We start from the raw sequence: 12,108 nt of genomic DNA, 5'->3' as shown, positions 1-12,108 counted from the left end.
TGCGTTTGACGTGGACAATGCAGCGTTGAACCCTGTAGTGGCGCGTCACTTAATTGACACGTTTATTGCGCAGTTAAGTGGTGTGTCACTTCGTCGACCACTTAAATGACACTTTTAATGACACGCCACTTCATTGGCACATTTACTGCGCAGTTAAATTACATGTCATTTCATTAGCACGTTTATTGACTACTTAAATGACGCTGTAACTCTGCATCACATTCTGCAGGCACTTTCGCTGCACTCTCTACGTACTCATCTACTGTCCACTTAACGGCACTGTAGCCACGTACCTCTACTACACAATCAACAGCACAACAAACACGCCACTACACGCGCTATTTCACAGCACTACAGGATTACCGCTACACAAAACAACCGCTCTAATTCTTCGATTTTCGCTGAATTAGAGCGGTTTCAGCGCTGTCTCTGGGCACTGACCCCGGCGACACCCGGCTAGGCCGCTACAGGGCCGTACAAGGCGTGTGGCGAGCTGCTACAGCTCCATGCCACCATCGCGGTCGCGCTGTTGCTGCTGGCGGCGCTTGTTGGTTCGTTCCTGAGCACGGCGGCGTGCGGCGGTCCGTTCCTGCTGGATACGCTGCTCAACAGCAACCCGATACCGCTGCTTCATCTCAGGGTCGTTATCGAGTTCGACATGCAGGAAGTCCCGGTCTACGTGGGAAATCTCTTGCAGAGACTGCGTTGCCTCCTCGATAATGATGGCGGCTTCCTCTTCTGCATCTGCGCGGCGCGCTTCGAGGCTTTCGGTGAATGCGCGTTTCTCCGTGTCAAAGGCTTCACGCTCACTGTCCAGGGCTGCACGTTCGTTGGCCAGCTGTTCACGCTCACGCGTGGCCTCGCTGCGGATGGCCACAGCATCACGTTGTGCTTCGCTACGAGTGCTCTCAGCGTCTCGTGTGGCCTCGCTACGGGTCTTTTCTGCGTCTCGCTCGGCTTCCTTGCGTGCTTCGCTGCGGATCGTTTCAGCCTCCTGCTCTGCACGCTTGAGCTTGGCCTCTGCAGCGCTGTTGACCTCTTCGGCACGGTCCAGCAGCTCATCTGCTTGAGCTTCGGCCAGCCCTACTGTCTGCTCAGCCGCAGCCTGTGCATCGCTACGGATCTGCTCGACGTCCTGCTCAGCCTTCTCGCGTGCTTCACGCAACACACGCTCTGCAACCTCGCGAGCCTGCTGTTCAGCGTTCTCCTGTACACTTCGCGCTGCTTCACGGTCCGCCTGGGCCTGTTCCAGTTCTTTTGCTGCTTGCTCGCGGTCACGATCAATCGCGTCCATGTCGCGGTGTACGGAACGGCGCTTGACTTCTACTTCATCCTCGCGGTTGGCAAGGTCGCGTTCACGATCCTGCTGCTCCGTGTAGCGGTCGAGTTTTAGGGATTCATCGTGACGTTCGGAGACTTCCAGTTCTACTGGGTAGCCGAGCGCGTGCATGTGTTCACGGAGTCCGCGCTGCGCGTCGATCATTTTTTGATTACCCGAGATCTGTTTACCCTTTTTTGGGCCAGATTTGTACCTGACCGAGGTGTCAGTGTTGTACGCGATACCTGGCCTACAGCGGAGCTTTGACGGATCATCGGGCTTCGGGGAGAAGCTATCGGCCTGGAACTGGCTATGCGGTGTGCTCTCGTCAAAATTCATATCCCCTCCGGCCACAGCATCGATGCCGCCGGGGATGAAGTTCTCGGCAAGCCAACGCATTGCCTCTTCGAAGTATTGTTTCGCTTCCTCGTAGTCGCGTGCGACATAGCGCGGACGTTTTACTTCGCGCCCGTCCACCTCACTGGTGTAGAAATCCGGGATTTCTTTGCACATCGATTTCGGTGGATTCAGCTTCGGCTGGGGCCTCGACGACGCGGTTTCTACCGAGGATGTTGTGAAGCACCTCCGCGACAACAGCCCGAGCCTGCAGACCATCCTCCACGGCCCGAGCACCAGTACCTGGGGTGGGCACAACCTCGCCGGCGGTCTGCGCCGCGTCATGGCGAAGTGTGGCTACACCGATATCAAGAGCTTCCAGAAGGTGGATATCACCCTCTCGAGCTAGCTGCGCACTTTCGCGGCCGACAACGCCCGGTGGAACTTCAATGATCCCCCGGGCGTTTTTCATGTCTACGGGGTCAGGCGTATGTCACAGCCGATTCATCTTGACTCTCCTGTAAGTCCTGCTAAAGTTTGTCCAGAATAAAAAGTACGTCTAGGCGTAACTTATGGAACAGCCTTGGCGAATGCATTTTCAGGAAAGGAAAACTCAATGGTTCGGTCGGAAAAGCGGGAGTCGCGATCAGCACTGTTCGTGGCAGCAGCCGCGATGATGGCGATGATTCTCGCGGCGGCGCTCACAGCGTGCGCGCCGGAGGAGGATCGTGCAGACGGCGGAAAGCCGAAAGTGCTGACCACTTTCACTGTGATCCAGGACATCGCCCAGAATGTCGCGGGGGAACACTTGACTGTGGATTCTTTGACGAAGCCGGGGGCGGAGATCCACGGCTACGAGCCCACGCCGGCTGATATCCGCCGCGCGTCGGATGCCGACCTCATTCTGGATAACGGCCTGAACCTGGAGAACTGGTTCGCGCAATTCGTCGAGGACGTCGACGCGCCCCACGTCACCGTCAGCGACGGCGTGGACCCGATCGACATCACCGAGGACGAGGGCGCGGGCAAACCGAACCCGCACGCGTGGATGAGCCCGGTCGAGGTGGAGAAGTACGTGGACAATATGGTCACCGCCTTCAGCGAACTCGATCCGGACCATGCTGAGGACTTCAAGCAGAACGGCGAGCAGTACAAAAAGGAGCTGCAAGAGGTCCAGGACGGCATGGTCACTGAGTTGGCGAACCTGCCTGAGCAGCATCGCGCACTGGTGACGTGCGAGGGCGCATTCTCCTACATGGCACGCGACGCTGGTCTGGAGGAACGGTTCATTTGGGCCGTGAACTCCGAGAATGAGGCAACTCCGCAGCAGATCACCCGTGCCATCGAATTCGTCAAGGAGAACGACGTGCCGGCCGTATTCTGCGAGTCCACGGTCTCGGACGCACCGATGCAGCAGGTAGTTGATGCAACCGACGCCACCTTCGGCGGCACTCTGTACGTCGACTCCCTTTCGGAGAAAGACGGTCCGGTTCCGACCTACCTCGACTTGATCAAGCACGACGCCGACGTGATCACGCAGGCGTTGACGGGTAAGAAGTAGGTGTCACGGTGCAACAGGAAACGTCATCAGCCGCGGCGGCCGTTTCGTCGAATGCGACTCCCGCGATATCCGTGCACGATGTCACCGTTCACTATGGGAGCGTGCTCGCGCTCGACGGTGCATCCCTCGAGATTGCGCCGGGACGCGTGTGCGGACTCGTCGGAATGAATGGATCCGGGAAATCTACGCTATTCAAAACGATCATGGGGCAGACCCGGCCGGATTCCGGGACCGTCGCCGTCAACGGAGATGACCCCGCGGTTGCCCGCCGCACCGGTGTGCTCGGGTACGTGCCTCAGCGCGAGGCAGTGGACTGGGATTTCCCGGTCAGCGTGCGGGAGGTGGTCATGATGGGTCGCTACGGACAACTCGGTTTCACGCGCCGGCCTCGCCGGGCTGATATCGAAGCCGTCAACCATGCACTCGAGCGTGTGGAGCTCACGGACTATGCCTCACGTCAGATCGGTCAACTTTCCGGCGGCCAGCGGAAACGCGCCTTTGTTGCCCGGTGCATTGCCCAGGGGGCGAGGATCATGCTGCTGGACGAGCCTTTCGCGGGCGTCGATAAGCGCAGCGAAGCGACAATGACCCGGCTGTTCCGCGAGCTTGCAGACGGCGGTGCCACCGTCTTCGTGTCCACGCACGACCTCCCTGCGTTACCTGAGCTGGCTGATGAAGCGATGCTGCTCAACCGGCATGTGCTCATGCACGGCTCGCCCAAGGATGTCCTGCAACCCGATAATCTCGCCGCTGCCTTTGGACTGGATGTGATGAAACGATGATCTCTTTTCTTGTCGACCCGTTCGCCTACGACTTCATGGTCCGCGCGTTCGCCACGAGCCTGATTTCCTCCATCGTGTGCGCGGTGCTGTCGTGCTGGCTGGTCCTCGTCGGCTGGTCGCTGATGGGCGATGCCGTGTCCCACGCAGTGTTCCCCGGCGTGGTGCTGGCGTATATCGCGGGCGTTCCCTTCGCTCTCGGGGCAGTGGTCTTCGGCTTCCTCGCCGTGGGATTGATCGGTGTCGTGCGTGATACGAGCCGGGTCAAAGAAGACGCTGCGATCGGAATCGTCTTCACGACGCTCTTCGCGTTCGGGCTCGTGCTCATCTCCGTCACGCCCTCGCACACCGACCTCAATCACATTATCTTCGGTAACCTGCTCGGCGTCTCCAAAGCTGATCTCGTGCAGATCCTCGTTTTGGGCGTGGCCACGCTGGCCGTGCTCGTGCTCAAGCGCCGCGATTTCACGCTTTTCGCTTTCGATCCCGTGCATGCTCACGCGATTGGTCTGTGGCCGAAGCTGATTGGGGCAGTGTTGCTCGCCCTGCTCGCGCTCACCTGCGTGGTGGGGCTGCAAGCCGTCGGGGTGATCCTCGTGGTGGCGATGCTGATCATTCCGGGTGCGACCGCGCACCTTTTGACCGACAGTTTCGGCCGCATGCTGCTGATCGCTCCTGCGGTGGCCACCGTATGCTCCGTCGCGGGGCTGTACGCGAGCTACTACCTCGACGCTTCGCCTGGCGGACTCGTGGTCATGGCGCAGGGGATCGCATTCCTGCTGGTGTACCTGTTCAGCCCGAGCCAAGGGATCGTCACAGCGCGTGCGCGCCGGGGCGGAACGGCACGGCTAATTGGAGACGAACAGCGCATCGGTAGCGGTGCGGCCGAGCGGAACTGAGTTCTTTGCCCCGTCCACCTTCACATCGAGCGACTCGGAAAACGGTGCGCCTTCAGTGACCGTGAGGACGGCGCCGACAACGATGCCATTCTCCTCGAAAAACTTCAGCAGGGTCGGGTCCGAATCGGAGATCCGCTCGACAGTGACCGTCGTCCCCGCTGCACCGGCGCCCGCCCCAGCATCCGTGAGGCGGCATGCGTCCAAAGCGGGCACCGTACCGTCGGCGGTCGGGATCGGATCCCCGTGCGGGTCGCGGGTGGGGTGGCCGAGCAGCTTGTCCAGCCTGTCCACCAGGTAGTCAGAGACTGCGTGCTCTAAGTGCTCCGCTTCATCGTGCACTTCGTCCCACGTGTACCCGAGAGTCTCCACCAAGAACGTCTCGATGAGCCGGTGGCGCCGAATCATGTCCACTGCGTACCCGCGGCCCTTCTCGGTCAATTCCACCGAGCCGTACGGGGCGTGCACGATCAACCCCTGTGCGGCGAGCTTGCGCACAGCATCCGAGACCGACGACATCCGCAGCCCCGTCTGCTTCGAAATCAGGGTTGCCGTCACGGGTTCCGCTGACCATTCCGTGAGACTCCAGATGACCTTCAAATAGTTCTGGGTCGAAGTGGATAATTCGCTCACCGACATGCGTTCAACTCTACTTACCTTCCGGGAGCACGCTTATCGACGCCGCCCTGAACCGCTAATCCGCCCTGCACAGTCGCGACTGTTCAGTCTATCCAGGCCATGAGTTAGACTCTGAATCCGTGACTACCACCTCGAATGCACCAGAGCAGACCCCACCCGCAAACGCTCACCCGCGCCCCGTCCTCGTCGTGGACTTCGGCGCGCAATATGCGCAGCTCATCGCACGACGCGTGCGTGAGGCCCGGATCTATTCGGAGGTCGTTCCGCACACGATTTCCGCAGAAGAATTGAAAGCCAAGGACCCGGTGGCTCTCGTGCTCTCCGGTGGTCCCTCATCCGTCTACGAGGACGGTGCTCCGCAGCTCGACCCGGCAATTTTCGAGCTGGGGCTGCCCACCTTCGGCATTTGCTACGGCTTCCAGGTGATGACTCAGGCGCTCGGCGGCACCGTGGCCAAGACCGGCTCCCGCGAGTACGGTCGCACCGCAATGAACGTGCGCGGCGGCGTACTTCACCACGGCCTGCAGACCAACCACCCGGTATGGATGAGCCACGGCGATTCCGTCACCGAGGCACCAGCTGGCTTCGAGGTCACCGCTTCATCGGAAGGCGCACCAGTCGCCGCATTCGAAAACGCTGATCTATGCATGGCCGGCGTCCAGTACCACCCGGAGGTCATGCACTCGCCGCACGGCCAAGAGGTGCTCACGCGCTTCCTCACCGAGATCGCAGGCCTCGAGCAGACCTGGACCGCCTCCAATATTGCGGAACAGCTTATCGACGCAGTCAAGCAACAAGTCGGCCCCAACGGCCGCGCCATCTGCGGCCTGTCCGGCGGCGTGGACTCCGCTGTCGCTGCTGCACTGGTCCAGCGCGCAATCGGTGACCGACTCACCTGTGTCTTCGTCGACCACGGCCTGCTGCGTCAGGGCGAGCGCGAGCAGGTCGAGACCGACTTCGTGGCTGCTACAGGCGCGAAGCTGGTCACCGTCGACGAGCGCGAAGCCTTCCTGGGCAAGCTCGCTGGTGTCACCGAGCCGGAAGCCAAGCGCAAGGCTATCGGTGCAGAATTCATCCGCTCCTTTGAGCGTGCCGTTGCTGGTGTGCTCACCGAATCTGGTGACGACGCACCCGTCGACTTCCTCGTTCAGGGCACCCTGTACCCGGACGTTGTCGAGTCCGGCGGCGGATCCGGCACCGCCAACATCAAGAGCCACCACAACGTCGGTGGCCTGCCTGACGATGTCGAATTCGAACTCGTCGAACCCCTCCGCCTGCTGTTCAAGGACGAGGTCCGCGCCGTTGGCCGTGAACTCGGCCTGCCCGAGGTGATCGTGAACCGTCAACCTTTCCCGGGCCCTGGCCTTGGTTTTCGCATCATCGGTGAGGTTACTGAGGAGCGCCTGGAAACCCTTCGCGCAGCCGATGCGATCGCTCGTGAGGAGCTAACCAAGGCTGGCCTCGACGACCAGATCTGGCAGTGCCCGGTCGTCCTGCTTGCCGACGTTCGCTCCGTCGGCGTCCAAGGCGACGGCCGCACCTACGGCCACCCGATCGTCCTGCGTCCAGTTGCTTCCGAGGATGCCATGACCGCTGACTGGGTCCGCATCCCGTACGAGGTGCTGGAGACCATTTCCACCCGCATCACCAATGAGGTTGAGGACGTCAACCGCGTCGTGCTGGACATCACGTCCAAGCCGCCAGCCACGATCGAGTGGGAGTAACCAGCTTTTAGCGCTGACACCCAGGATTTAAGTGCCAGCGCTAAATAGTTAGTGCTAAATAGTTGATGCTAAATAGTCAGTGGATCTCGATTACATAGCTGCCTCAGGTGAGAATTTTTACCTGGGCTTTTGGAGCGAAGCTAAGGCCCCGATGTAATCGAGATCCACTCGTTTTATTTGTAATGCACTCCAAGCGAAGGTGGCGGCGTTGGCGTGCGCTGATGCAGAAGCCACCACGCGACAAACCCGGTGAAGATTCCTGCCAGCGGCGCTAATACTGCCCTGGGATCCGTGCCCAGCGTGACGGACGGGAAGAAGATCAGCAATCCGATCAACAACAGCCAGCCTGTGCTGCGGTCTCTGAGCACAACAGGACTCAGACGTTCTTTCGGTGTGAAGATCGCCTGTGCGGGGGATGTCTGCGTGCCAAAACGCGGCATGGTGAACCAGCACAGCAGGTACAGGAAAATGCCGCCGCCGATGATGAGCGCCAGCACAGCAAAAACGACGCGGACGAAGGTCACATCGACGTTATAACGCGCACCGATGCCCTCACAGATGCCACCGACTAGTGGGTTGCCACCTTGTTCTTTGGGGATCCGTGGCGGGCGCGTGTCCCACATGGCCTGAAACGAGCTGTTGGTGTCCATGGCTCAAGTATGCATTTGGCGGGCAAAGCTCGCTGGCTAAATGGCACGGGTCTAGGGGGAGGATCGAGAGATCCTTGCATGAAACCTGAATTCGCTGGCGTAGACAATGCCGCTGGCCTCTTTGAAGTCCCTGTTCAGGGAGGTTTCGCCGCCTTCGATCTTCGTCAGCGCGTCGAGTAGCCTCGTTGTGATTTCAGGTTTCTTCCTAAAACCTGAATATCGGCACTGCTTGTGTACTGGTTTGTGCACTTAAGGCCCTGGATTAGCTTATCCAGGGCCTGTGGATTCAGGTTTCGTGCAACGCAGCAAGAACTACTAGTCGGCGAGAACTACTAGTCGGGGAGCGCTGCTAGCCAGCGTGCGTTGCTAGTCGGCGTGCGTTGCTAGTCGGCGTGCGTTGCTAGCCAGCGTGCGTTGCTAGTCGGCGTATGCGAGGCGACGGGAGCCGTCGACATGCGGGTACAGTACCCACGCAGCGCCAGCAACGAGCGCGAATGTGAGCGTGACTCCCCAGGCTGGCCATTGCGCGAGAGGTGCGAGCATGAGCGCCAGCCACCAAAGCATTAACGGCACGAGCATGCTTATCGACGGCACTGTACTTACCCGCTTCTCTTCCGCGAATGCCCTCATCTCGCCCCGGTAGGGGTGGAGCAAAGTGATGGCGACAGCAAGGGCAACGCATCCGAGCGCGATGAGGAGTTTGGGGCCGATCGCGAGCTGGGAGACCATGACTGCGATGGATCCGGCGACGCCCACAGTTCCCATGACTCTGACGATGAGCGGAGTGGGGATTGGGGTGGTCCGGGTGCGGACGTCGTAGGCGTACATGGAGGTGGACGCTACCATATGACCTGCGATAGAAAATATGTTCGATAATTTCAATTGACCTTGGTTCGCCCGCGGAGCATAATCAGCTTCCGTGAGTGGAACAAGTGTTCGCAAGACGGTCGCGGAGGTGGACCTGGCGGCATCGACGGTATCGACGGGCTCCAGTGGTTCTGCGCACGCTGAACAGATCGCCCAGCTCCGCTCCAAAATGGCGCAGATCGGCGGTGCTGTCCCTGGTGGTGATGGGGATGGTACCGGCTTCGCACAGAAGATCACAGGCAGCGAAGATGTGGTTTCGCTCGGTGAGCAGTTTCGATTTCTGCTTCCTGGCGGTGGTCTACCGCGCCATGCTGTCACACATATGAGCGATACACCGGCGCTGGTTGCGGAGATGCTTCTCCACGTTGTGGAAGCAGGTGGTCACGCCGGTGTGGTGGGGTGGCCGGAATTGTCTTATGCCGGAATTGACCCGAAGTATCTGGGCCGCATTATCGCTGTGCCGGATCCAGGGGTGGACCCTTTGGGTGTTGCCGCGGTGCTCACGGAGGGGCTGGACTTGGTTGTGTATCGCTCGCCAGTGGCGCTTGCTCTCTCTCCGGTGCGGTGCCGTCCACTGTTGGGCAAGCTGCGCAAAGGTCGGGCAGCACTGATGATGGTTGGCGCGACGGTGCCGTCTCCTGCGCTGACTGTCACGGGCGATATTCAGGCTTTTCATGGCATTGGTCGTGGTACGGGCCGCATTACTGGTGTGGATATTCGGGTGCGGGCGCAGTCGAAGGGTGGGCGTCCGGCGTCGGCAAGCATCACTGTGGGGCAGGCTGCTGTGGAAGCGTCAACGCCTTAATCCCGCGTCAATCGATTTCAGTCTGGCAAGGACTGTTTCTTGTGACGGCGATCCGATTCGAAAAATGGCGTTTTTCATACGGGTACAAATGGAATCTCACTCGTATGAAGAAGACGACTATTCGGCTACCAGCTACACCAACCGGCGACCCTAACTGGGACTACATGGAGCGCTTCATGAAGGGGTTGCCGTTTTCAGCTGCGCTTGCTGACGGGGTGGATGTTTAATGCTCATCGGCTACGCACGTGTCTCCACGTCGAAACAAGGGCAGTCTCTCGACACCCAGCGCGAGGCGCTCATCGACGCTGGCTGCGACCCGAAGCACATCTACACCGACACCATCAGTGGCACCAAATGGCAGCGCCCCGGCCTTGATGACGCGCTGGCGTATATGCGCCCCGACGACACGCTGGTTGTGACCAGGCTCGACCGTCTTGGTCGCAGCCTCGCTGAGACGGTGAATACTATCGCTGACTTGGCGGAACGTGATATCAACGTGAAAGTGCTCGAACCCGCGCTGGACACGTCGCGTCCTGCTGACAAAGTGGTCATTAACGTCATGGCCTCTCTCGCTGAGTGGGAAAGAGACCTGCTGATCCAGCGCACCCGTGAAGGCGTAGCGCACGCCCGCGCCCAGGGCAGGGTCGCCGGGCCGAAACCGAAGCTCACTAACGAGCAAGCCCAGGTTGCCAAGGAACTCATCGACGGTGGTAAGTCCGTCAGTGCAGTGGCGAGGACGTTCAACGTGTCCAGGCCGACCATCTACAGAGCCATCGAGCGCCTTGAGGCTGACGCATAACAGCCGAGACCTATCACGAGGGCTGCGTCGCTAGCGCGCACACCCTGCAAGCAAGCACCAGGCGAGCGCTAGCGACGCACTGAGTACGTGGGGGTGCTGCAGGGCGCGGTAATAGCACTGCCCGGCACAGCCGGGGCCAAATACGGGATTGACCACACACATCCCGTATTTGGCAAGGAGTGCTCATGTCCACCTATTCGCAAACGCTTACATCTCACGGCGATATTCTCGCCAACATCCCCGGTATCCTGGTCTTTTACCCGCAGAACTCGCTGGTGCTCGCGTTCTTCGACCGCAACAGTGACACCCCTGGCCTGCACTTAGGCCCTCTCGCCAGGCTCGACCTCGATGACGCCGTGCAGACGCTAACCGCCAACCAATCGCAGTTCGCTGCATGGTCTGGCCGCGTCAACGCTGACGCTGTTATCGCTTACGTGATAAACGCGGACCCCTCAGCAGCAGATGACCTGGCAGAATTCCTGCTCAGCGAAGACTCACCTCTGCCGACCGTGCTTGCGATCGTGCAGGTTCCCGAGCTTACTTCTGGGACCGGTTGGTGGACTGTGTATCAGCAACTGAGCCTCTCAGCACCGCGCACCGGGGTTGTCAGCGAGGTCGCCGGCTCTGCTGCGCTGCAGCAGATGGTGTTGGACACTGGGCAGCTTCCAGCGCTGTCTCGCGCAGAGCTAGAAGAGCGTTTGGACAGCACAGCTCACGGTATCGACGACGCTGTATACCGAAACATCATCGCCGACGTCGAGGTGGGGTTGCCCGCAAATCGTGGACACGTAGTGGAGCTACCTAGTGGTTAGGCAGCTATTTCTTTTCTGCTGTTGATTGCGCCGGCGTGGTTCTCGAAGTCGACGGGGCTGACCATTCCGAGTGCAGAGTGCCGGCGCCGACGGTTGTAGACGACTTCAATCCAGTAGGCAACAGCCTTGCGTGCAGCATCACGGGTAGGCCATCGCTTACGGTCGTAGAATTCAGTCTTTAGCGTCGACCAGAACGACTCAGCCATCGCGTTATCGAAGCACACACCAGTACGCCCCACAGACTGAGCAATGCCCAGTCTGCTGCAGACCTCCCAGAGCTTCTCACTGGTAAATTGCGTTCCGCGGTCAGCGTGAAACACCAGCCCATCAGGAACATCACCGCGCAGCGTGTGCGCCATCCGCAGGGCCCGTTCGACCAGGTGTGTGTCTTGCACGCTATCCATAGCCCAGCCCAGCACTCTGCGGGAATGACCGTCGCGGACCGCGCACAAGTACAACCAGCCTTCACCGGTGCGCAAGTAGGTAATATCTGACATCCACACTCGGTTGAGCTCACCAGTATCAAACATGCGCTTGACCAGGTCAGGAAGACTCGACTTACGCTTGGCTTGGATTGTAGTCACCGGGACAAAGGCACGCGGTGAAATCCCTTCAATGCCCATCATGCGCATCCGCTTCGCCACAGTCTTACGGTTAAGCGAAATGCGGTAGCGCTCGGCAAGCTCTGCGGTGATCCGCGGAGCACCATAAACCTCATCAGAGTCTTTCCAAATCTGATGAATCTTACGGTCAACATCATCGTAAAATGCTGCCCGATCATCCTTTCCGGATAGTCGTTTCTGCTGCGCATGGGCCCATTTGTAGTATCCAGACCGAGACACTTTTAATAGTCGTGCCATGCGCTTGATGCTGTAGTTCGCCTTGCTCTGGCTGCATTAGTTCGAACTTTTCTGCTCGCGTT

11 protein-coding genes and 2 pseudogenes are annotated in these 12,108 nt (G+C 59.7%); 8 read left to right on the top strand and 5 right to left on the bottom strand.

Annotated features, from left to right (window positions below; all coding sequences use genetic code 11):
- Window positions 1-496 precede the first annotated feature (496 nt).
- Window positions 497-1,831 carry a coiled-coil domain-containing protein gene (locus HMPREF2822_RS11535; RefSeq protein WP_070524750.1) on the bottom strand — a complete coding sequence of 445 codons (1,335 nt, stop codon included), beginning with the start codon at window positions 1,829-1,831 and terminating at the stop codon, window positions 497-499.
- Between the two features lie 88 nt (window positions 1,832-1,919).
- Between HMPREF2822_RS11535 and HMPREF2822_RS13750 the strand changes: the two are divergent.
- The 4 genes and pseudogenes from HMPREF2822_RS13750 to HMPREF2822_RS11520 form a co-directional block, all read left to right on the top strand.
- A pseudogene (locus tag HMPREF2822_RS13750) lies at window positions 1,920-2,063 on the top strand (GuaB3 family IMP dehydrogenase-related protein); the annotation flags it as partial.
- Between the two features lie 273 nt (window positions 2,064-2,336).
- On the top strand, window positions 2,337-3,215 hold the full coding sequence (locus HMPREF2822_RS11530) for a metal ABC transporter substrate-binding protein (protein WP_232745304.1): 879 nt from the start codon (window positions 2,337-2,339) through the stop codon (window positions 3,213-3,215).
- An 8-nt stretch (window positions 3,216-3,223) separates the two neighbouring features.
- On the top strand, window positions 3,224-3,997 hold the full coding sequence (locus HMPREF2822_RS11525; protein WP_070516670.1) for a metal ABC transporter ATP-binding protein: 774 nt from the start codon (window positions 3,224-3,226) through the stop codon (window positions 3,995-3,997).
- Window positions 3,994-4,893, top strand: a complete 900-nt coding sequence (locus HMPREF2822_RS11520) for a metal ABC transporter permease (protein WP_070516668.1) — start codon at window positions 3,994-3,996, stop codon at window positions 4,891-4,893. Before HMPREF2822_RS11525 ends, HMPREF2822_RS11520 begins: the two co-directional genes overlap by 4 nt.
- Here HMPREF2822_RS11520 and HMPREF2822_RS11515 read toward each other — a convergent pair.
- Window positions 4,843-5,529, bottom strand: coding sequence for a metal-dependent transcriptional regulator (locus HMPREF2822_RS11515; RefSeq protein ID WP_070516666.1), 687 nt, complete (start codon window positions 5,527-5,529; stop codon window positions 4,843-4,845). The genes HMPREF2822_RS11520 and HMPREF2822_RS11515 overlap by 51 nt on opposite strands.
- 119 nt (window positions 5,530-5,648) lie before the next feature.
- Between HMPREF2822_RS11515 and guaA the strand changes: the two genes are divergently transcribed.
- Window positions 5,649-7,253 (top strand): glutamine-hydrolyzing GMP synthase, encoded by a 1,605-nt coding sequence (gene guaA, locus HMPREF2822_RS11510; protein WP_070524748.1) that lies wholly within the window; start codon window positions 5,649-5,651, stop codon window positions 7,251-7,253.
- 173 nt (window positions 7,254-7,426) lie between these two features.
- Here guaA and HMPREF2822_RS11505 read toward each other — a convergent pair whose 3' ends face one another.
- Window positions 7,427-7,903 (bottom strand): PspC domain-containing protein, encoded by a 477-nt coding sequence (locus tag HMPREF2822_RS11505; RefSeq protein WP_070516662.1) that lies wholly within the window; start codon window positions 7,901-7,903, stop codon window positions 7,427-7,429.
- A gap of 417 nt (window positions 7,904-8,320) precedes the next feature.
- Window positions 8,321-8,749 (bottom strand): hypothetical protein, encoded by a 429-nt coding sequence (locus tag HMPREF2822_RS11500; protein WP_232745300.1) that lies wholly within the window; start codon window positions 8,747-8,749, stop codon window positions 8,321-8,323.
- Window positions 8,750-8,822: 73 nt separating this feature from the next.
- Between HMPREF2822_RS11500 and HMPREF2822_RS11495 the strand changes: the two genes are divergently transcribed.
- The 3 genes from HMPREF2822_RS11495 (at window position 8,823) to HMPREF2822_RS11485 (ending at window position 11,186) form a co-directional block, all read left to right on the top strand.
- Window positions 8,823-9,575, top strand: a complete 753-nt coding sequence (locus HMPREF2822_RS11495; RefSeq protein WP_232755700.1) for a hypothetical protein — start codon at window positions 8,823-8,825, stop codon at window positions 9,573-9,575.
- 226 nt (window positions 9,576-9,801) lie between these two features.
- Complete coding sequence (locus HMPREF2822_RS11490; RefSeq protein WP_046648452.1) at window positions 9,802-10,374, top strand: recombinase family protein; 573 nt, start codon at window positions 9,802-9,804, stop codon at window positions 10,372-10,374.
- A 185-nt stretch (window positions 10,375-10,559) separates the two neighbouring features.
- Entirely contained in the window at window positions 10,560-11,186 is a 627-nt protein-coding gene (locus HMPREF2822_RS11485) for a DUF4192 domain-containing protein (RefSeq protein WP_070524746.1), read from the top strand.
- Here the strand turns inward: HMPREF2822_RS11485 and HMPREF2822_RS11480 are convergent.
- Window positions 11,183-12,108, bottom strand: a pseudogene (locus tag HMPREF2822_RS11480) (IS3 family transposase); the annotation flags it as partial. The gene HMPREF2822_RS11485 and the pseudogene HMPREF2822_RS11480 overlap by 4 nt on opposite strands.

It is taken from the genome of Corynebacterium sp. HMSC062E11 (assembly GCF_001811845.1).
Lineage (GTDB): Bacteria > Actinomycetota > Actinomycetes > Mycobacteriales > Mycobacteriaceae > Corynebacterium > Corynebacterium hesseae.
This window is presented reverse-complemented; position numbering and strand designations above follow the sequence as displayed.

Bases quoted from the DNA above. Each gene is read 5' to 3' on its own strand.
- HMPREF2822_RS11485 (WP_070524746.1), top strand. From the start codon at position 10,560: ATGTCCACCTATTCGCAAACGCTTACATCTCACGGCGATATTCTCGCC.
- HMPREF2822_RS11490 (WP_046648452.1), top strand. From the start codon at position 9,802: ATGCTCATCGGCTACGCACGTGTCTCCACGTCGAAACAAGGGCAGTCT.
- HMPREF2822_RS11505 (WP_070516662.1), bottom strand. From the start codon at position 7,903: ATGGACACCAACAGCTCGTTTCAGGCCATGTGGGACACGCGCCCGCCA.
- HMPREF2822_RS11535 (WP_070524750.1), bottom strand. From the start codon at position 1,831: ATGTGCAAAGAAATCCCGGATTTCTACACCAGTGAGGTGGACGGGCGC.
- HMPREF2822_RS11515 (WP_070516666.1), bottom strand. From the start codon at position 5,529: ATGTCGGTGAGCGAATTATCCACTTCGACCCAGAACTATTTGAAGGTC.
- HMPREF2822_RS11530 (WP_232745304.1), top strand. From the start codon at position 2,337: ATGATTCTCGCGGCGGCGCTCACAGCGTGCGCGCCGGAGGAGGATCGT.
- HMPREF2822_RS11520 (WP_070516668.1), top strand. From the start codon at position 3,994: ATGATCTCTTTTCTTGTCGACCCGTTCGCCTACGACTTCATGGTCCGC.
- HMPREF2822_RS11500 (WP_232745300.1), bottom strand. From the start codon at position 8,749: ATGGTAGCGTCCACCTCCATGTACGCCTACGACGTCCGCACCCGGACC.